Source organism: Deinococcus hopiensis KR-140, assembly GCF_900176165.1.
GTDB lineage: Bacteria > Deinococcota > Deinococci > Deinococcales > Deinococcaceae > Deinococcus > Deinococcus hopiensis.
Genome location: NZ_FWWU01000003.1, coordinates 199,322 through 218,522, shown reverse-complemented (window position 1 = coordinate 218,522; position 19,201 = coordinate 199,322). Strand labels below are relative to the sequence as shown.

Here is a 19,201-nt window from a genome sequence, read left to right as displayed (position 1 = left end):
CGGGGTCCCGGCGCGGCGAAAGCGTGGCGGTGGGGTGGAGGTCGAGACTGGCCCGAGGCTCCCGACACGACCCCACCGGCATGTTGCCCCTGGCGGTGCGCCTGCTCAAGGCTGACGCTGCTGGGGACAGTACGCTGAGGTCTGTCCATGAGGGGTGTGAGAATTGTCATACTGGCCAATCATGACCAACGCCGTGGCGACAGCTGAGGAACGGGCCGTACTCCAGACGCTGGGGGGACTGAGACTGGGAACGTTCCGGCGGGTTAAACCCCTGCTGCTGCTGGCGTTCGTGGCCCTCGAAGGCCCGACGCCGCGCCGCAGGCTGGCCGAGCTGCTCTGGCCCGGCGCGCAGCAGCCCGATTCCAGCCTGCGGGTGGCCCTGCACGCCCTGCGCGACCGGAACGCGGGCGCCCTGCGTTCGGAGGACCCGGTGGACAGCGGCCTGCCCTGCGACGCGGCGCGGCTGCTGACCCTGAGCGGGCCCGACGTGCTGGCGGCGTACCCGGGCCCCTTTTTGCATGGGGTGGACCTGCAGGGCACCTCCGCCGAGTTCGAAGAATGGGTGCTGACCCAGCGCGAGCGGCTGGCGCGGCACGTCCAGGCCGAACTGCTGACGGACGCCGAGCGGGCCGAACCTGCGCGGGCCGCTGCGCTGGCCGAGCAGGTCTTCCGGCTGCCGGGAGCGCCCCCACCCGAGCCGGAAATGCTGCGGCGGCTGCTGCCCCTGAGCCTGCCCGGCAGCGCACTGGAAACCGAGTTGCGCGCTGAGGCCCAGGGCTTCGAGGACCCTGAAGAGGGCGCCGCCACAACCCCGATCCGCACCCGGCGGATGCTGGGCCGGGCGGTGGAACTCGACGCCCTGCTGGCCTGGGCCACGCTTCCGGGTGGGGGCGTCGCTGCGGTCAGCGGTCCCGGCGGCATCGGAAAGTCCACACTGGGGCGCGAGCTGCTGCGCGAGCTGCAGGCGCTGGGGCGTGACGTGACCCACGTGGACGCCGAGGGCGCGCTTTACGGCAGCGAACTGCTCTCGCGCCTGGCCGCCGTGCGTGCCCCAGGCCACGCCGCGCCCACGGGCTGGGCCGCGGCGGGCCGCGTGCTGGGCGAGCGCCCGGTGGTGCTGCTCGACGGTCTGGACGCCCTGGAAGACCTGCCCGAACTGCTGCACGAGGTGGGCCGCAGCCTGCCGGACGTGCGCTGGGTCCTGACCGGACGGCGGCGGCTGGGCCTGCCGCGCGGTCTGGCGGGTCCCACCCCCACCACCCTCGAATCCGGTACGGCGGCGCTGGCCCTGCGTCTGGGCGGGCTGGAGTGCCCCCCGCCCGAGGCCGAAGCCCCCGAAGTGCAGGAAAGTCCCGCCGTGGCCCTGTTCGTGCGGGAGGCCAGGCGAATTCAGCGGGGCTTTGCGGTGGCGCCTGCCAACGCGGCGCTGCTTTCGGGGCTTGTCCGGCGGTTGGAAGGGCACCCACTCGCGCTGACCCTGGCCGCCTCCTGGCTGCGGGTGGAGCCGCTGGAAGACGTGTACGTGCGCATCCTGCAAAGTGGCGCCACCCTGCACGACGTGGGCAGCGGCAAACGGGGGCTGGCAGCGGTGGCGGAGCGCTCGTGGGCGCTGCTGCAGGCGTCCGAGCAGCGGGCCCTGCTGCGCCTGAGCGTGTTCGCGGACTTCGACCCAGCGGATGCCCTGGCCCTGGGGATTCCCGAGGCGGACCTGAACGCCCTGCTCGACCACTCCTTTCTGGAAGCCCACCGGCCTGGCAGCGAGCGGCTGCGCATTTACCCTGCCCTGGAAAGCCTGGTGCACACGCACGGTCCGGTGCACGCGGCGCTGCTGGAGGAGGCGCGCGGCGAGCACGCCCGGCATTACCTGGAGTGGTTCGGGTCGCGTTCGCCCACCGATCCCGCCGTGGCGGAGGAATCGGGCAACGTGCTCCGCGCCATCCGCACCGCACTCCAGGCGGGCACGCTGGAGGCTGGGCTGCTCTACCACCTGATGTCGCACTACGACGGGCTGGCTCTGGCGGTGACGGGCACGGACGTCTTTCAGCGCCTGTGTGACCTGATCGAGGACGTGCAGGCTCCACCCGAGGTGCAGGCCGCCGGGCAGATCGCCTGTATGTGGTTGGCACAACGGGCGGGCAGGTTACTGGATGCCCAAACGTTGGCGACGAGGTTTTTAAGCGGGCCGCTGGCGGATGACCGAGGAAACAGGATGCGGGTGCTGAATACGCTGGCAGTAGTTCGTAGCGAGCAAGGGCAACTCCGCATAGCAGTCTCCCTTACACGGGAAGCCCTAGCGATAGCACGAGACACTAAAGACTTAAATAGACAAGCGGGGTACCTTACGAATCTCCTGGGCGGGCTAACCCGCCTAGGAGAGTTCGAAGAAGTTTTGGAATTGTTACCCGAAGCTCAAAAACTCCTTCCGCACGGCTCAAGCTTAACTTTAGGGGAAACACTGCTATGGGTTCAATTAGAAATGCCTTCCCCGAATTACGAGAATATATTGTCTGAGGCGAACGTACTATTAAGCAGAATTCAAAACACAGGAAACCTTTTTTCTAAACTGCAGGTATTGTTATATCTAGGAATGGCTCATCTAGGCATAGGACAGCCTCGAAAGACCCTGATATGTACACGCCAAATTACCGATCTTACGCGAGATCATCAGTACTTGGACAATACCATCCATACAATGTTTCTTGAAGCACAAGCTCTATATGCCCTAGGACGAACTCCACAAGCTAGATCTAGGGTTCAAGCTGGTATAAAAATTGCCTTAGAACAACGCAATAATAATAATATGAATATATGGAAGGGTCTCATTATATGCGCAGAAGATTTATCCAACTACTTCCCCGACACCATAAATTCCTACATTTTACAATTATGCAGTAACAATGAGGCCGATGCGTCGTTGAAGACCAGGGCCGATAAACTAAAGAGGGACTCACACGATAAGATTGAATTTAATGATCTTAAAGATATAGCTATGCATTTAATAAAATTGCTACAAGATTTAAAAACATAAGCTTTAGAGTAAATTGTTACGGTCCAACATACGCCGGGGGCATAGTAGGTCCATCCTTCACCCCAGTAATCGGTCCATGTCGAAAATCCACCTTCACCTGGCGGAACAGGGCCGTGGGATGTTCGCGCACATCACTTCCAACGGGGTCCGGCTGTTCGCCGTTGCCAAAGATATAGAGGGGGTAGCCGCCGAACACCAGCTGCTGCCAGTTCCGCTTGGATTGGGAGCGTTCCTGCTCCGTAAAAAACGTCTCGATGTCGTCGGGCAGAACCTTATTGTTCAGTTTGGGCACGGGCACGTAGCCCTCGGCAAAGGGCTGGGTGTAGGGGGGCCAGCCATCCACAAAGGGCACGTCGAACACGGGGGGTGTGGTGCCGCCGTCGAGGTGGCTGAGGATGGGGCCGTAGAAGTACAGGGGCAGCAGGTAGCCCGCCTTGCTGACAGCGTACAGGTAGCCGTCCAGGGTGGTGACGGCGATGATCTTCGGGGCGGTGGCGCTGGAATCGGTCATGGGTTCTCCTTGAGGTGGTGCATGGGGAGGGTGGGGCAGACGGATGTTCAGGGACCGAAACCGTCCCCTCCTCCAATAGAGAGGGGTAGCACATTCTCCGGCACACAGTGAAACAGATTTTCGACCTCACCGCCAGCTGGGGTGCCGGGCCGGTCTCCGGCGAACAGGTAGAGCGGCCAGCCCCGGTAGGTGGCCTGGTCCCAGGGGCGCAGGCCGCTGCGGGGACGAACCCGCTGACCCAGGTGGAGGCGCAGGGCTTCACCGATGCTGGCCCCGGGTGGGGGACAGGGCAGCGGCGTGTAGCCGTACACGAAGGGCTTGAGGTGTTCTGGCCAGTGGGAGGCGAAGGGCACGGTCTGCCCGCACAGCAGCGCGAGGCGCAGCGGCATGAAGCGGTAGAGCGTGAGCGCGCCCGCGGGGGTCAGCAGCACGAGCCGGTCTCCGCAGATGCCCAGCGTTCCCCCATGCCAGGACACCCCGTTGGGAAAGGGGGGCGCTGGAGTCAGGGCATACACGCCGTCACCTCCGCCGGGGTGATGGTGACGGGGCAGGAGCGGGTGCCGTCCTGCGAGGCGATGCGCGCACCCGCTGTGTTCTGGCGACCACCCAGAAGAACGTAGCCGTCGGGGTCGGCGGGCAACACCGCGTTGTCCAGGTGAAGGTCCGCAGCGGCAGCCACTTCCCCGGCCTTCCAGTACAGCCGCACCCAGCGGCTGACCTCGAAGTTGGTCTGCCAGTTCAGCGTGGCGACGCCGTTGCCCCCCACGCTCAGCACCGCGCTGTCCTGGGTCACGGCCACGTTCAGCGGCAGGTCGTCGCTGTCCACAGTGACCTTGACCTGCCGCTCGCCACTGCGCAGGGCCACCAGGGCGTCGCCGCGCGCGTCGGTGACGGTGGGCAGACCGTTGACCCGCAGGGGCACACCGCGTACCCCCGTGCGGATCAGGAGGTTGCGGTTGCCCGCTTCTCGTCCGGGAATCAGGGAGCCGCCGATCAGGCCCACCACGCCCGAGGCGCTCACGTCTGCCCCCCTGGGCGTCAGGTTCACCTCGGCGCTGGCCGGGCCCTCGTAGGCGTAGCTCAGGCGCGAGTTCTGCCAGGTGCGCGCACCCACGCTGGCTCCCAGGGTGTGACCGGGTGCCGGGCGGTACTGCACGCTGAAGTCACCCTCGGCGCGCGAGGCAGGGCTGTCGGCTTCGTCTGCCGCATTCGCCGTCCGGGACCACCCGGCACCGCCGCTGACGGTGAGATTCGCCTGTGGGGTCCAGGTGAGGTGCAGGCCCGCGCTCCAGCCGCCCGGCTGGCCCTGCAGCAGGCCGCTGAGGGTCCACCGCTCATTCAGCCGGCGGTAGCCTCCCGCGGAGACGGCCCACCGTTCCGCCTCCCGTCCTGGCGCGAAAGAGGAGCGCAAAAAGAGCGTCGTGTTGTCCCAACTTCCCAGAGCGCTGAGGGTGACGCGGCTGCGGCGGGGATCTTGCACGGGAACCTCGGCCGAACCGCCCAGCGCCAGCTGCCCCACCACCTGCGCGTAGCTCCCCCGCAGGGTCAGCTCCGGCGTCTGCCCAGCGGCGCCGGGTGAAACGCCGGTCAGGCGATCGCCGGCCAGTTGGGCACTGGCCGAGAACTGCCGCCCCTCACGCACGCTGCTCGCGCCGATCTGGGCGGACCAGTCGCCAGGAAGCCAGTGGGCGGAGGCGTCGAGCGTCCAGCGTTCGCTCAGCCCGTAGACGCCCGCCCCCCGGACGGTCAGGCCCTCCGGCTGGTGTCCGGCGATCAGCTGCACCCCGTAGGCACCGCGTGGCAGGGCACCGGGCAGGGCGTCCTGGGCACGTTCGAGCACCCGCTGGCCGTTGGCGTCGGTGACCGTCACGGTGACCTGCGACAGCCCGGCGTCCAGGGGCAGGTTCTTGAGCAGCAGTTCGCCTGCCCGCGCGTCGACGGTGGCGAGGGGGACCCCGTCCACCGCCACCGTGACCCGGGCGTCCAGCGGCAGCGGCACCGACAACCGTTCCAGCCGCCGCTGCGCATTGCCCCCCTGCACGCCCACCCCCCAGAAGTCCGCGCCCGACAGCCGCCCGGGGTCGGTGAAAGGCAGGGTGCCGTACGCCGCGCTGACCTGCCACTCGGGAGAGAGGTCCGAGGTCAGCGCGGCGCGCGGCTGAAGCTCGACCCCGCCGTCAGTCTCGCCGACGGTTCGGCGGGCCACCGCTCCGGCGAAACCGCTCCAGCGCCCCAAGGCCCCGTAAGCGTCGAGGGCCAGCAGGTCCCGCCCCGCTCCGCCCGCCCAGGCGTGGGAGGCGCTCAGGGCGTAGGCCACGCCGAACACCGGAGCGTTGGGGGTTCCCGCGGCCCCCATCCCGGCCAGATCCAGCGTCCCGCCCGGCAGGAGCGAGAGCCGCGCCGCGACGCTGAGGCTCAGGGCCTTGGAATCGTAGGTCACGTCCAGCTCGTCCCTGAGACGCACAAACGGCTGACCGTCGCAGGTCACTTCCCGGGCGACGTATCCGGCCTCCGCGTCCACGAGGGCCGTGCCGTCCAGCAAGGTGCCTCCCGCGCCCCGCCGCACCTCGTGGACACCCCGGGCCTGACCGCCGACGCTCACGTCCAGCAGTTCGGCGTCCTGGGCACACAGGGCCGCGTCGGAGGCCGCCTGCGCGCGGGCCTGTCCGGTCCCCACGAGCAGGGCCAGGCCCAGCAGCGCCCGGAGGGGAGCGGACTTCCTAGGGAAGCGGCGGCTGCACACGGATCTGCTCTCCGTCCTGGTTGCGGTACGACACGTCCAGCGGGCCACCCAGGGCGCCCCAGCCCGCCAGCTGGTAGGTGAGCTGCGCGCCTGACAGGACCGCGTTGGGCGGGAAGTCGAGGACCTGGTCGCCCCGGCGCAGGGTCAGGTCATACAGGGTCTGGTGCCGGTTGCCGGTGTTGGTAAGGCGCAGGCGCAGCACGTCGCCCTGACGCTCCAGCGTATAGCCCATCTGGGCCGACGTGCCCTGGGGCGTGACGTAGAGGGGCAGGCGCACCAGAAAGAGTTCATTGAGCTGGATGGACAGGGCGGGGGCCGAATCGGGGCGCGTGGGGTCCCCGACTTCGTGATCGCTGACTCCGGCCGCCTTCACCTCGGGCGCTTGCTGGGCCAGGACGATCCGGTACGTCAGCTCACCGGCAGTGGGCTTGCGGCGCAGGCCGAAGCGCAGGACCTGGCTCTCGCCCGGCCCCACCGTAAAGCGGGTGGGGTTGAGCTGCACGTCGCGCGTGGGCAGGTCCACGTCCTCGCCGTCCCTGATCTGCCACTCCACCACACTGGCCTGTACGGTCACCGCCTCGGTGCTGGTGTTGGTAAAGGTCAGCGCTCCGTTGAGCGTGCGCGCCGGGTCCAGGTTCACCACCACCGGGTTGAGGTTGAAGCCCTGCTGCGCGTGTGCGCCGCTCCCCAGGGCGAGGAGCCCGAAGCCCAGCAGTCCGGCCAGACGCCCGGTCCATCTGCCCCGCCTCACGGCTGCCCCTCTGGCTGCAGGGAGAGCATCAGGTCCCCCCGGTACTCCCCGGCGGGCGAGGCCCATTGCCCGCCGGGCGCGTCCACCTCGAACACGAGCTGCTGATCGCCCCGCAGCACCTGGCCCGGCCACAGGGCGTCGCCCAACAGCGGCCGGACCGCCAGCACGCGCAGGTCCAGCGCCTGCCCTCCGCGCGTGAGTTGCAGCGCCCAGTCGCCCCCTTGAAAGTGGGTGGTGGGCAACGACAGGCGGTAGGGAGCGGCTCCAGGCGAGCAGCGCACCCGAATCCACAGGTGGCCGCGCTCGGCCCGGTCTGCCCGGTAGTTCAGGTCCAGGCCGGTCTGGACGTCGCACGCGCCCGCCGCGCCGAGCAGCGCCAGCAGTGCCGCCGCGCCCCGGGTGATGTTCCGCCTCCAGATGCTTGCCATACCTGATGTCCTCCAAAAAAAGTTCTGCGTTTGGGTGGTGTCTCTCAAAGGGTGGGGGCAGGCCCCAAAGCGGTATGGGCCTGCCTCCTCTGCGCGCTTACTTGTACTCGTAGGTCATCACGAAGTTGCCCAGGTAGTTGCCCTTGCTCGCTCCCCACTGTCCGGCGGGGATCTTGAAGGTCATGGCGCTCTGGTGCACGTCGGGGACAAGGTGGCCGCTGGAGCCCAGCAGGGTGAACCTCTCGCTGACGTTCACGCTGAGGTAGTCGCCCCCGCCCCGACCATCTTTGAGCAGCAGCACCTGGGCGGGAAAGCTGCGCTTGACCTGGGTGCCCTTGGTGCAGCGGATCCGCAGGGTGGCCGCGCCCGAGAGGTCCTTGGTGGCGTAGTAGCTGCCGCTCAGGATGGGGCGGCTGCTGTCACCGTTGTTCGTCTGGGTGAAGTTCGCGCCGTTCAGGTCGCTGTGGTCGAACTCGGAGGGCATGTAGGCGCACACGTTCCCGACGCCCACCTGCAGGGGCGCGGTGATGGTGCCCTTGCCGCTGCCCGACTCGGCTCCCGCCACACCCGCGAATACCAGAACGCCCGCCATCATCATCGTCTTTTTCATGGTCTTCTCCCCGCAGCCAAGAACTTGTTTCCCCGCTCGGCCCTGTGCCTGTCGGTGTTTCTTTGCTGTGACGAAACTGTAAGATTCTTGGCATTAACGGTCCGTTAACAGCCTGGCAGCGGCGTGCACACCTCAGTCCGGGGCGTTGCTGGGGCCTTGCCCGGCAGCCTCAAACTCACGTGCGCGGTTTTCTCCCGCCGTCCGTCAGAGAATGTTCAGAACGTCCCCTTTACGCTGACGGGCATGAAACGCCTCTCTGCGCTGCTGATCCTCGCCCTGCTCGGCACCGGAGCGTCGGCCACCACCGCGCCCCTCACGCTCCGCGTGGAGGCGGTCTGCGTTCCCCTGAGCGTCTCGGCCGAGTCGGTGACGGTCAAATGTACGCGCGGCAGCCAGGCCCCCGCCGATCCCCGGGGCTTTGCCGGCGTCCCCCTGGGCACCTGGCACCTCAGCGGACACGGATCATCGGCGGACGGAGCGGAGCTCTTCACGTACCGGGCCCTGGAGAGCGCAGCGAATCACGTCACGTTTTACTGACGGGCGCTGCCGCCCCGTTGAGGACAGCGCCGCGGGTCCAACCACCCGGTCGCAGCCTGACTACTGCTCGGCGTACACCCGCACGTCCACGTCGAGCTCGCCGCGTCCGCCGCCGTAGTAGGTGCCGCGCACCGGGGAGACGTCTGTGTACTCGCGTCCGTGGGTGATCTTGACGTGGCGTTCGCGTGCCAGGCAATCGTTGGTGGGGTCGTAACCCACCCACCCCACACCGGGCACGAGGCACTCCACCCAGGCGTGCGTCGCCTCGGCCCCGCGCAGCTCACCGCCGCTGTACAGGTAGCCGCTGACGTAGCGGGCGGGAATCCCCAGCCGGCGGGTGATGGCGAGCATGGCGTGGGTAAAGTCCTGGCACACCCCCCGGCCATGCGTGGCGAATTCGGCCAGGGGTGTGTTCACCGCCGTCGCTCCCGGCGAGTAGGTAAACCGCTGCCGCAGGTGGGTGGTGAGGTCCATCAGGAAGGTGGGCAGGTCATCGCCGGGTGCGGGACGCTTGACCCCGAAGACCTCGGGCCAGTCGCCTGCCGGAACCCGAGCGGTGAAGGTCAGGAACTCGCGGTCCACGCCGCTCACCTCGCGTAAGGCCGAGAAGGGAACAGGCCCGGGGTCCGGCACCGCGTGGGTGTCCACGATGGCCTCGGCCTGCAGCTTCAGGAAGGTGTGCGGTGCGTGGACGTGCACGTGGTGGACCAGCGCTCCGAAGTAGTCGCGGTGGGTATAGACCTCGGCCTCCGGCTCCACGAGCAGGTGAAAGGACCGCACCGTCTGCCGCTCACCCGACGCCGGATACAGGCGCACCTCGTTGAACGAGTCCCACGCAGGCTTGGGGTAACGGTACTCGGTGATATGTCGGATCTCGCAGCGCATAGGAAAGCCTCGGGGCACAAAGCCGCTAATGGGCAGTCTGCCACAGATGGGCGGGGGAAAAGGTCAGGAGGGAGCTTTCGGCGCTTTGCCCTCAGCTCGCCCCTCTCCCGGCGTGGGACAGCCGCCGGGGTGACGGGTACAGCCTGACGGGACCGAAACGGCTCGGCGAGAGGGCAACACGCTCCCGACGCAGCGAATCACTCCTCCTGAAAGTAGGCGGCGTGAATCGCTCCGCCCACCCGGTTGAAATCGCCCAGCAGGCCCTCCAGGGTCAGGCGTTCCTCCCCTTCCACCCCTGCCGAAACTGTGCCGCGGGCGTACTGCAACCGGGCCACCAGCCAGCGCGACAGGCGCAGAATCTCGGGGTGATCGCCGGGATGGTGGCGGTCGATCTGCGCCAGAGCGTCGTCCAGGTTCTCGGCGCTGTAGCGCACCGAGCGGGGAAAGAACTCGTCCAGCAGCAGGAATTCCTCGACGCGCTCGGGGACGATGCCTGTGTGAACCCGCTTGCGGTAGGCCTCGTAAGCGCTCGCGCCCTTCAGCACGCTCACCCAGCGCAGGTCCTGCACGGCGTGCTGCTTGGGGTCCGAGAGGGCCTGCCGGTCCTCGCCCCGGTGGGTGCTCTGCAGCACGCGCAGCATGTTGTCGCCGCGCTCCAGCATCTGCCCGGCGCGCAGGAACGACCAGCCCTCGTCCCGCGGAAAGGTGGCGAAGGCGATGCCGAAGAAAAACTGGGACGCGTCGCGCGCCGAGTCGCAGTATTCCGTCAGTCCGTCTCTGGAGAGCAGGTCCTCGTTCTGGAAGCACAGGCCCAGGTACGTGCGGTTGATTGCCTCCCACATCTCCGACGGCAGGCGGTCGCGCAGGCCCCGCGCGTTCTCGCGGGCGCGGGCCACGCTGCTGGCGATCGAGGAGGGGTTGTCGCGGTCAAAAGACAGCCACGCACTGATTGTGCGGGTGTCCACCCGGCCGTACTTGGCGCGCAGCTGCGCCTCGCCCCCCGTGAGTTCCAGCAGGGGCCGCCACGAGTCGCGCGCCCGGCCCGGCATCTCCAGCGAGGCGGAGTAGTTCACGTTCAGCAGGCGGGCCGTGTTCTCGGCGCGTTCCACATACCGCCCGATCCAGAAGAGGTTCTCGGCCAGGCGCGAGAGCAGCAGCATTACTCGCCCTCCAGTTCATTTTTTTCCAGTTCCTGCTGGTAGGAATGCTGGCCTGGGGTGTCGGGGGACGGCGGCGCGTCGGGGGTGGGCCCGCCCTCTTCCGCCGCTTCGCGCACGTCGCCGTAACGCTCCGCCTGATCTTCCCGCTCCGCGCCTGGAGCCGAGCCCAGGCCGCCCTGGTACTGGCTCTGGCCTTGCCGGACCGTTTCGGCAGATTGCCCCCCGTCTCCGTGCCACAACTGGCTCATGCCCTGGGGCGTGGGGGGACCGTCGTGGTCCAGGACCCAGGTGTCCTTGGAGCCGCCGCCCTGACTGGAATTGACCACCAGCGAGCCGCGCGTCAGGGCCACCCGCGTGAGGCCCCCGGGCACGATGGTGACCTCCGGGCCGCACAGGATGTAGGGCCGCAGGTCCACGTGGGCGGGCTCGAACTGCCGGGTGTCGGGGTAGAAGGTGGGGTGGCGGGATAAACCGACGATGGGCTGGGCGATAAAGTCGCGCGGGCTGGCGCGCACCTTGTCCAGATACGCGCCGATCGCCGCACGGTCCGAATACGGCCCCAGGAGCATCCCGTATCCGCCCGCCTCACCGACCGCCTTGAAAATCAGCTCGTCGGCGTGTGCGAGCATGTGCTCGAGGTGGTCCGGGTTCCAGCCAAGGAAAGTGGGCACGTTGTTCAGCAGCGGTTCCTGGTTCAGGTAGTAGCGGATCATGTCGGGCACGTAGGCGTACACGGCCTTGTCGTCGGCCACACCCGTGCCAATGGCGTTGGCGATGGCCACGCGCCCCTGGCGGTAGACCTCCACCAGCCCCGCCACCCCCAGCGCCGAGTCAGGGCGGAAGGTCAGCGGATCGAGGAAGTCGTCGTCGATGCGGCGGTAGATCACGTCCACCTGCCGCCGCCCGCCCGTGGTGCGCATCCACACCCGGCTGCCGTCCACGAAGAGGTCCCGGCCCTCCACGAGTTCCACACCCATCTGCTGGGCGAGGTAGGCGTGCTCGAAATACGCCGAGTTGTACATGCCCGGGGTGAGGACCACCACCGTGCCGTTCTCGCGCGGGCTGACCGACTGAAGCAGGGAGAGCAGCGCGGTGGCGTAGTGCCCCACGGGCCGGACCCCCTGGCCCTCGAACATGCCGGGGTAGATGCGCCGCATGGCCTGACGGTTGGCGAGGAGGTACGACACGCCGCTGGGCGAACGCAGGTTGTCCTCCAGCACGAGGTATTCGCCCCGCTCGTCCCGGATCAGGTCCGTGCCCACGATGTGCGTGTAGAGGTCCTGGGACACCTTTACCCCGTGGACCTCACGCCGGAAGTGGGCGGAGGTGTAGACCAGTTCCGCCGGAATCACCCCGTCACCCAGAATCTGCCCCTCGCTGTAGATGTCGCGCAAAAAGGCGTTCAGTGCCCGCACCCGTTGGGTCAGGCCCGCTTCGAGGTGCGCCCACTCCGAGGCGGGAATGACGCGCGGCACCGGATCGAAGGGAAAGGTGCGCTCGGTGCCCTGAGCGTCGCCGTACACAGTAAAGGTGATGCCTTGGTTGCGAAAGGCCAGGTCGAGCAACTGGCGGCGGCGCTCGAATTCGCCCACGCCCTGGCGGTCGATATACGCCTGCACGCCCTGATAGTGAGGCCGCACGGTCCCTTCGGGGGCCAACATCTCATCGAAGAACCGGCTGCCGGGTTCGTATCTCATGCCTTTCGCCTCCTCCGTACTTGCGGCCCAGGATAGCGGGGTTTGAGCCAAAATTTCGCCCTGGGCCCCGCCCTTCAGACGTGGTAAACAGGGGAGACGTGCCCGAGTCGGACGGGGAACACCCCGTTTCCGAAAGGGTTGCTCAAGGCCAGGCTCCGCTGCTGCTCCGCACGCTCAGACCCTGGTGGACGCGGTCTGTGAGACAATCGCCTCGAAATGTCCTGGGAAATTGGGTTAGGGGGCAGCCGGGCGTGTTCGGGCAGGGGGAAAACGTGCGCTGAACGCTGGACCCAGCGCGGCGTGCTGGCGCTCACGTTGATGCTGGGGGCTGTGAGCGCGCAGAGCATCCCCAGGACGTCCTCATCCCAGACCGCGCGCGAGTACGTGCAGCAGGTTCACGACATGACCGGCCTGCCCGTTACGGTCAAGCACGTGGCGTGCGTCTCGAGCGGCAAGCCCGACACGCTGGCCGAGGTGTACCTGACCGAGCAGCGCGGACTGTACCGCGTCGGGCGCATGGAACTCAACGAGAAGGCCAAGCAGGTGCTGGACGAGGGCCGCAAGTTCCCCACCACCCAGAACTACTACAACCGCTATGTGGTGCGGGGGGAGTCCTTCAGCGGGCTGAGCCTCAACGCCCTGCTGGGCTTCTGGCGACTGCTGGGCATGCGCTTCAAGCTCGACGACGGCGAATATGTCTGCCGGGTAAGCTGAGGGGCCCAGAGGCTTCAGCCCAACCCAGCCCCATCATCCGGGCCACCGTCTTCGCCAGACGGCGGATAGTGAACCGGCTGGACGAGTTGCTGGAGGGCCGGCAGTGAAGCAGCGTCAGCCTGGCGCAGGCCTAAAGTGCGTCTGAAAAACGTGTGGGAGCGGGTTTTGCCTGATTAGAGGAAGGAGGGATGATAGGGCGGAGGTGGTGCGCGCATGACTGGGGCGTCCGTACCCAAACGATCTCACCGATGCCGAGTGGAACGTCCTTCAGCCGCTGACCCCTCCTGAGTCTCTTGTGGGTCGGCCCCGCAAGTGGTCTTTGCGGGAGATTCTGGACAGCATCTTCTCCGTCCTCCGCGGAGGCCGTGGCCTGGCAGACGATCTACCACTACCACAGGATGTGGAGGCTGCAAGGCGTGTGGGAAGCGTTGCATACCCAATTGCGTGAGTTGGTCCGAGTGCGAGAAGGACATCCTGAGACACCAAGCGCTGGAATCATAGACAGTCAATCGGTCAAAACAACAGAGGCAGGTGGACTACGTGGTTACGATGGCGGTAAAAAGGTCAACGGACGGAAGCGTCATCTGCTTGTGGATACGCCCTGCCTCGTCATGGCGATCAAAGTACATGAAGCGGACATTCTTCCCCCGCGCAGGCGCGGTCCTCCTCTTGCGAGGGGGCGCCGAACGTCTTTCCGCGAATGAAGCACCTGTGGGCAGATGCGGGATACACCGGAAAACTGGCAGGAGAACAGGGAACGTTTCTCGGCTGGACGCTGGAGATCGTGAAGCATCCCTGGTCAGGACAGCAGAGCACCTGGGCACCAAAAGATGCACCTCCACGACACGTGGAGGTGCCCAAGGGTTTTGTGGTGTCCAAACGGCGTTGGGTGGTAGAGCGGACCTTTGCCTGGCTGGGAAAATCCAGGTGCATGGCCAAGGACGATGAAGCGCTGCCGGAGACAGCGGAGAACCTTGTCTACGAGGTGATGATCCATGATCCGCTTGATGGTCCACCGCTTGGCCAAGGGGCCACCCTGACCTGCTTCAGACGCACTTTAGTGGTCTGATTCAGAAAAACGTTGATGGTTGCAACACTTCTTCATGCCATCCCTCCTGCATCTCAGGGTTGTATTCCCGGTCGTACGGTAGACTCGACGTGACGGTCCGATCCAGACGGCATCTCCAGGGTTCCGGCAACTTAACGCCGGTAGGCTGGTGGGCTGTGAGTGACCGGAAGCGCTACCGCCACCGTTTCCCCCTCAGCCAACGTGATGTTCAGGAACTTGCTCCACGAACGCAGTATTCGGGTCAGTCACGAGACCCTTCGGCGGTGGAACATCAAATTTGCTCCCCTCCTCATCGAGGATCTGCGCCACTGGATGAAATGTGCGTCGGTGTGCTGCATAAACCTCAAACAGGCGCACTGTAAGCGTCAAAAATAATATATACGAAAGGAAAAGCCCTCGTGCCCCTTCTTCCCTCGTGGTCTTTCCTCTTTTCCCCGCTTCTGCCGTGGCCTATGCGCCAGACACCTACAGGAGAAGCGGCGTCACAAATCCCCCGCTCAAGCTTTGCGTTCCTCCTTCAACCGTAGTGCTCCAAAAAGCTCCAGGGCTAGAGAGTTCAGGATTTCGTCCATGTTCATCTGTGAGGGTGTAGAGGCTACCAAGATCACAATCCAACTTGAACGACCTGATTGTGGTATTTGCGTAAACACTCAACCCAGAGCCTGTTTTCTTGCTGGTCAGCGGAGAAACCTTTGGTCAACTTCGAGCACCCTTCCCAGCTCTCTGCTGCCAGGCTGGGTTTGGAATCTCGGAACAGGGAGTGCGGCTACCTCGTCATCAACAAACGTCCTACACATACTTCTTCAGCCTGTTTGTTCGCTCGTCACAGAACCAGACCTTCTATTTGGATGGGCACTTTTCACCCTCTAGCCTGCGTGAGACACTCTTTATCACCGAACATCACCTACCTGAGCGGATCATCCCAGCCGAAGAGATTCATGGCGTACACGGGAGTCCTAAAACCTGCGAGCCAGACGGTCCACGCGTGCATGAGGCTGGGGAATTTGGTAAGGTCCTGTCATTAAACCAACACCAGTGACACTGGCGAGGAATGTTCGGAGACGTGCTACTCACCACTTCGGCCTACACACAATAGGAGAATTTGTTCTAGCTTCTACTCGGATAAAACCCTCAATTATGCCTTACCTAAGGCCAATTAGGACAGAGAGTCAGCATTCCGGCGCTGGTTCAACTTTCGCCATTTCCTCTCTTCGCGGGTCACCTCCCACTCCATCTGGCGCGACTTGATCAGCACTACCTGCTCAAGCAGTACATGAGCATGCTTTCTCCTCTCCTCCAGCGTCTCCAAATCCCAGCCCCATCCGACCACCGCCACACCCTCATTCATCCCCTCAGTGTGCAGGGGTCTTTTTGTAGCCTTCAAGCTTCTGATAGGACAGTCTTCATCCTGTTCTGTTGCTGCGCTCGGAAAGATGAGGAGGACTCACCCCTAAGCCCAGTTAGGGCGGAGAAGCTCCCGCCAGGTTGGGCTGCTATGTGCAGCACACTTGAGGGTATGAATGATCTACCCGAGGCGCTCCTGCTGACGCTATACGCTCAAACTGACACACGGGAAGATTTCGCCGAGTGGTTTGTTCAACAGGCAGTCGAGAAGGGTCAGGTCATTGACGTACAGACTGTCCATCAGCATCTGGTGAGTCTCTACAAGGGGAAGTTCATTACGGGACAGCGCGTCAGCGGGCGAGCTGGGGTGAGTCATCCTCAGCTGATCGCGCGTGGCGTTCGTGCCGCTGCCGACCTCTGATCCACTGTCCTTCCCTTTGGCCAAAGGGTATTTAGAGCAGGGAGCAGGCTGTGCAGTACGGGAAAGGAGGAGACGGAATCATGGGCTTGGACATTCTTGAAAGCTATGAGATCTGCCTTGACGGGCGGTGGACCTACATTGATCTCGCTGCTGATCCTGTTCCATCTCAGTACATGCAGAGGGAGAGGTGGCATCCTGCCGAACTCCATCGCAACTCCGCCTTCTTCGCCATTCTTGCCCGTGGTGGGCCGTATACCTTGGATCCCATTGCCTGCTGCCGTGGCATACCAGAAGACGCAAGCCCTGAGGTGCGGACGCGTTGGCAGGCTGTGCGCGATGATCCGAGCATCACGGCACCGTCTTGGGTCACGTTGGATGAACTCCTTGCCTTTGATTGGGAGCAATGGCTCGAAGATGTGGATGGCTACGACCCTCCGGTCCGGTGCTCCGAAGTGACGGCTCCGTTTTCTCAACGTACCCTGCCTTACCTGGTGTCTCGAGTGGAGGATCCGCGCCACTTGAGGATGGTCTTTTGGTTTGGCTGTTAGGACTTCTTTCAGACTGCAAACTGAAGAATCGCGAGTTATAGGTCCGCCTCTCGGTGGGCCTTTTCGCTGCTCTCAATACTGGATTCTCTGCCCCGGAGAGTCGGTCACGCCAGATGAGCGCCGTTGGCGCGGTCGTCAGTGTTGCGTAGAACGAACTGCCCAACCGGAATAATCAGACCTGTGTCCTCAGCAACCGGAATGAAGGTGGTAGGTGGAACTTCATCCTTTACGTGTGGCCGCCTGTAGCCTGGAGGAACGTGTGTATTTCCGGCGCAAGGCGCTCCTGCACGCTGTGTTCAAGGGGGTGCGTCACGTCCGGCAGTACGAGTAGGCGACCCCGCGCCAGCGTCCGGTAAGCGCCTACGGTTTCTTCCACAGTGACCATCCGGTCATGGTCTCCGACGGAGAGCTGTACGGGAACTGTCAGGCCGCGCAAAACAGCATCGGTCACTGCCGGGTTGTCACCAAGCTGCGTCAAGAGGTCGGCAACACGCCGGGTGAGTAGCCGCCAGTCCTGAGGAGCGTGTACCTGTTCCAGCGTAGCGGCGAAGGCTGGGGCTTTCTGCAAGATGCGGTCAGGATCCAGCCCACGGACCTCACGTGAAGCCACCTCTGGAGTCCAGGAGAGTTTTGTGGCGTGAGCAAACACGCCAGCCACCCGGTCAGGATGGGCCTGCGCAAGCAGCAGTCCCACGTACCCACCTAAGCTGTACCCGAACACGTGAGTCCGCGCCACGTTCCGGGCGTCCAGTTCAACCTTGACAGCTTGAGCAAGCTCGTGGGCATTCAAGGTATCCGGGATGGGCTGGCCTCCATGACCGGGAAGGTCCAAGGACAGCACATCGGCAAAAGGGGCCAAGGCGGAGGCCAATGGAGCCAGCAAAGCACTGGACTGCAGCGCTCCGGGGAGCAACACAAGGCTATGTTTGGTCGTCACGATTAATCGTACTGTTACTGTCACTGGCATGAAGGCGCAGGCAGGCCCTCGTCTGGGGTTCCGGGACCAAGAGCATAGGCGCAGGCCATCCAGAACTCGCCCGCACGCGCATTAAGCGAACGCTTTGACGGAGAGATGCGAACAGGCCGGGGACGTGGGGCTTGGAACACTTCGGGGCAGGGGAGGGAAGCGGCCGAGAGGACCAAGGGGGCCTTGAGAAATAACTTATCGTATATATTTCATCCTCCCACAGTACCTGATAACTTCCAGAAACCCGCCTGTTCATCTGTCGTTCACGGCCGTTTTCCTAATGTTGTCCTAAGCAAAGAGAGCGGGACGCAAACCTCCTGCCCTTCAGCAATTCAAGGAGATAACCATGAATATCAAGACCAAAATGCTGATGGGCACCCTCGCCGCAACCCTTCTGGCCACTTCCTGTGGGAGCACGAACTCGCCCGTGGCGCCCACTACGCTGAGCTTCATGGGTCAAGGTACCGTAGAGGGATATAGCGCGGACAAGGATTATCCTATTCGCTTTAGTAAAGAGTGGAGTGATGTTGGTACTATCAAGTCAGATAATACCATCAACGTACAAGTGACCTCCGAGGCTGCCAAATCAGTTATGAGTTCTACTTTGGCTGGACTGAAGGAAGGACTTTCAAGTATTTGCGATACCAGCGAAATAATTGTTAATAATACCCCCTACGCTCATATCGGCAACCTTACGTTTACTGATAGTGAGGGGAAGACAAGATATATTAATGTGCAAAGCAATACGGTCAAAATAGACAGTACTAGACCTCTTGCGAAAGTCACGATCGGCAGGCTTGGGTGAGGTTGCACAGCGCTGCGATGAGCTGAACCCGGAGTGCAAACCGACGCCGCCGATGTCGGTACACGCCCTTCAGCACACGGAAGATCTTCATGCGACGGATCATATGCTCGATTGCCTGCCTGGTATGCGCGAGGACACGGTTGTCCTGGCGCTGCTCCGCGGACAGAGGCGACGCCTGCGTCGCCTTATGGGGGGTAAGGGCGTGCCTGTGGCTTCTCCACAGGCCCTGATACCCTGCATCTCCAATAAGCGCCGTTTGGTGAGGAAAACGAACGCCTGACTGACGAAACAGCTTTAGGTCATGAACCGCCCCAGCGCTCGTGGCGGTGCCCAGGATGCGCTGCGTCACTGTGCACATCAGCACCTGAAATTTCAGGGTGTGCCGCTTTTTCTTGCCGCTGTACCACGCGCGCTGCTTTTTTTGGGCCGTTCACAGGGCACTTCGGAAGCATCGACCGCGACGATGCTGTACACGAGTTGTGCTTCCTGAAACACGCGTTTCTTGGGCAGCTGGAACCGTGCACTGGCAATCAGAGCCGCTTCCACGCGTTCCACCGTGCGATGCACGGTGGCTTCGTGCACACCCCAGTCGTCACCCAGGTGGGCGAAGGTCCGGTACTCGCGCCAGAATTCCAGGGTCATCAGCAGTTGTTCCGCCACGCTGAGCGCGGCGGGGCGGCCTGATTTCTTTTTCTGTCCTTCGCGTAGGGTCAGCACCTCTTCCATCTCAGCAAACGTTTCCGGGTAGACCCCGGTGCGTCGACGGAACTGCTTGCGATTCATCTTCAGCGTGCGTGTCAGACGGTCTCGCTCCACCCTCCCAGCTTAGCCTACGACTTTCGCAAGAGGTCTACTGTTACCACAACTCACTACGCATTCATGTTTGCCCTTCAACCTGGTAGCATGAAGGGAGTAGCGAAAAAATGCAAGTCCTCGAATGGATTTACGGAAACGTACACCGTCGACATTGCACTAAAACCTGG

Annotated in this window: 19 protein-coding genes and 2 pseudogenes; 8 read left to right on the top strand and 13 right to left on the bottom strand. The window is 64.0% G+C overall.

The window, feature by feature from the left end; translation table 11 throughout:
* Window positions 1–181 precede the first annotated feature (181 nt).
* On the top strand, window positions 182–3,028 hold the full coding sequence (locus B9A95_RS02855; protein WP_084045437.1) for an ATP-binding protein: 2,847 nt from the start codon (window positions 182–184) through the stop codon (window positions 3,026–3,028).
* A gap of 16 nt (window positions 3,029–3,044) precedes the next feature.
* Here B9A95_RS02855 and B9A95_RS02850 read toward each other — a convergent pair whose 3' ends face one another.
* From B9A95_RS02850 to B9A95_RS02825, 6 genes are all read right to left on the bottom strand, one after another.
* Entirely contained in the window at window positions 3,045–3,539 is a 495-nt protein-coding gene (locus B9A95_RS02850) for a hypothetical protein (protein ID WP_084045436.1), read from the bottom strand.
* Between the two features lie 47 nt (window positions 3,540–3,586).
* The gene (locus B9A95_RS02845; RefSeq protein ID WP_084045435.1) at window positions 3,587–4,054 is read right to left on the bottom strand and encodes a hypothetical protein; all 468 of its coding nucleotides are present in this window, start codon (window positions 4,052–4,054) and stop codon (window positions 3,587–3,589) included.
* Window positions 4,042–6,282 (bottom strand): TonB-dependent receptor, encoded by a 2,241-nt coding sequence (locus tag B9A95_RS02840; protein WP_084045434.1) that lies wholly within the window; start codon window positions 6,280–6,282, stop codon window positions 4,042–4,044. The genes B9A95_RS02845 and B9A95_RS02840 overlap by 13 nt, the downstream gene beginning before the upstream one ends.
* The gene (locus B9A95_RS02835; RefSeq protein ID WP_170928390.1) at window positions 6,260–7,033 is read right to left on the bottom strand and encodes a fimbrial biogenesis chaperone; all 774 of its coding nucleotides are present in this window, start codon (window positions 7,031–7,033) and stop codon (window positions 6,260–6,262) included. Before B9A95_RS02835 ends, B9A95_RS02840 begins: the two co-directional genes overlap by 23 nt.
* Window positions 7,030–7,461 (bottom strand): hypothetical protein, encoded by a 432-nt coding sequence (locus tag B9A95_RS02830; protein WP_084045432.1) that lies wholly within the window; start codon window positions 7,459–7,461, stop codon window positions 7,030–7,032. Before B9A95_RS02830 ends, B9A95_RS02835 begins: the two co-directional genes overlap by 4 nt.
* A gap of 97 nt (window positions 7,462–7,558) precedes the next feature.
* On the bottom strand, window positions 7,559–8,071 hold the full coding sequence (locus B9A95_RS02825; RefSeq protein WP_084045431.1) for a hypothetical protein: 513 nt from the start codon (window positions 8,069–8,071) through the stop codon (window positions 7,559–7,561).
* A gap of 243 nt (window positions 8,072–8,314) precedes the next feature.
* On the opposite strand from B9A95_RS02825, the gene B9A95_RS02820 reads away from it, so the two are divergent.
* Window positions 8,315–8,608, top strand: coding sequence for a hypothetical protein (locus B9A95_RS02820; protein ID WP_139806418.1), 294 nt, complete (start codon window positions 8,315–8,317; stop codon window positions 8,606–8,608).
* A gap of 60 nt (window positions 8,609–8,668) precedes the next feature.
* On the opposite strand, the gene B9A95_RS02815 is transcribed toward B9A95_RS02820, so the two are convergent.
* The 3 genes from B9A95_RS02815 to B9A95_RS02805 form a co-directional block, all read right to left on the bottom strand.
* A complete protein-coding gene (locus B9A95_RS02815; RefSeq protein ID WP_084045429.1) occupies window positions 8,669–9,493 on the bottom strand; it encodes a transglutaminase family protein in 825 nt (274 codons plus the stop codon).
* A gap of 197 nt (window positions 9,494–9,690) precedes the next feature.
* Window positions 9,691–10,653 carry an alpha-E domain-containing protein gene (locus tag B9A95_RS02810; RefSeq protein ID WP_084045428.1) on the bottom strand — a complete coding sequence of 321 codons (963 nt, stop codon included), beginning with the start codon at window positions 10,651–10,653 and terminating at the stop codon, window positions 9,691–9,693.
* Complete coding sequence (locus tag B9A95_RS02805) at window positions 10,653–12,350, bottom strand: circularly permuted type 2 ATP-grasp protein (RefSeq protein ID WP_084045427.1); 1,698 nt, start codon at window positions 12,348–12,350, stop codon at window positions 10,653–10,655. The genes B9A95_RS02810 and B9A95_RS02805 overlap by 1 nt, the downstream gene beginning before the upstream one ends.
* 300 nt (window positions 12,351–12,650) lie before the next feature.
* Here B9A95_RS02805 and B9A95_RS02800 point away from each other — a divergent pair, with 300 nt between their 5' ends.
* From B9A95_RS02800 to B9A95_RS34980, 3 genes and pseudogenes are all read left to right on the top strand, one after another.
* Window positions 12,651–13,064 (top strand): hypothetical protein, encoded by a 414-nt coding sequence (locus tag B9A95_RS02800; RefSeq protein ID WP_084045426.1) that lies wholly within the window; start codon window positions 12,651–12,653, stop codon window positions 13,062–13,064.
* Between the two features lie 217 nt (window positions 13,065–13,281).
* Window positions 13,282–14,133 (top strand): annotated as a pseudogene (locus tag B9A95_RS02795) (IS5 family transposase).
* Between the two features lie 155 nt (window positions 14,134–14,288).
* A pseudogene (locus B9A95_RS34980) lies at window positions 14,289–14,442 on the top strand (IS6 family transposase); the annotation flags it as partial.
* An 847-nt stretch (window positions 14,443–15,289) separates the two neighbouring features.
* On the opposite strand, the gene B9A95_RS02785 reads toward B9A95_RS34980, so the two are convergent.
* The gene (locus B9A95_RS02785) at window positions 15,290–15,481 is read right to left on the bottom strand and encodes a hypothetical protein (RefSeq protein ID WP_084045425.1); all 192 of its coding nucleotides are present in this window, start codon (window positions 15,479–15,481) and stop codon (window positions 15,290–15,292) included.
* Window positions 15,482–15,649: 168 nt separating this feature from the next.
* Between B9A95_RS02785 and B9A95_RS02780 the strand changes: the two genes are divergently transcribed.
* Window positions 15,650–15,898, top strand: a complete 249-nt coding sequence (locus B9A95_RS02780; protein WP_084045424.1) for a hypothetical protein — start codon at window positions 15,650–15,652, stop codon at window positions 15,896–15,898.
* Between the two features lie 80 nt (window positions 15,899–15,978).
* Window positions 15,979–16,446: a hypothetical protein gene (locus B9A95_RS02775; RefSeq protein ID WP_084045423.1), complete on the top strand. Its 468-nt coding sequence runs from the start codon at window positions 15,979–15,981 to the stop codon at window positions 16,444–16,446.
* 226 nt (window positions 16,447–16,672) lie between these two features.
* On the opposite strand, the gene B9A95_RS02770 is transcribed toward B9A95_RS02775, so the two are convergent.
* Window positions 16,673–17,383, bottom strand: coding sequence for an alpha/beta fold hydrolase (locus tag B9A95_RS02770; protein WP_170928389.1), 711 nt, complete (start codon window positions 17,381–17,383; stop codon window positions 16,673–16,675).
* Window positions 17,384–17,759: 376 nt separating this feature from the next.
* Here B9A95_RS02770 and B9A95_RS31510 point away from each other — a divergent pair, with 376 nt between their 5' ends.
* The gene (locus B9A95_RS31510) at window positions 17,760–18,218 is read left to right on the top strand and encodes a hypothetical protein (protein WP_139806417.1); all 459 of its coding nucleotides are present in this window, start codon (window positions 17,760–17,762) and stop codon (window positions 18,216–18,218) included.
* Here B9A95_RS31510 and B9A95_RS02765 read toward each other — a convergent pair.
* Together B9A95_RS02765 and B9A95_RS02760 are read right to left on the bottom strand one after the other, a co-directional pair.
* Entirely contained in the window at window positions 18,196–18,582 is a 387-nt protein-coding gene (locus B9A95_RS02765; protein WP_245808063.1) for a transposase family protein, read from the bottom strand. The genes B9A95_RS31510 and B9A95_RS02765 overlap by 23 nt on opposite strands.
* 8 nt (window positions 18,583–18,590) lie before the next feature.
* Complete coding sequence (locus B9A95_RS02760; RefSeq protein ID WP_084045069.1) at window positions 18,591–19,001, bottom strand: transposase family protein; 411 nt, start codon at window positions 18,999–19,001, stop codon at window positions 18,591–18,593.
* Window positions 19,002–19,201: the final 200 nt, after the last annotated feature.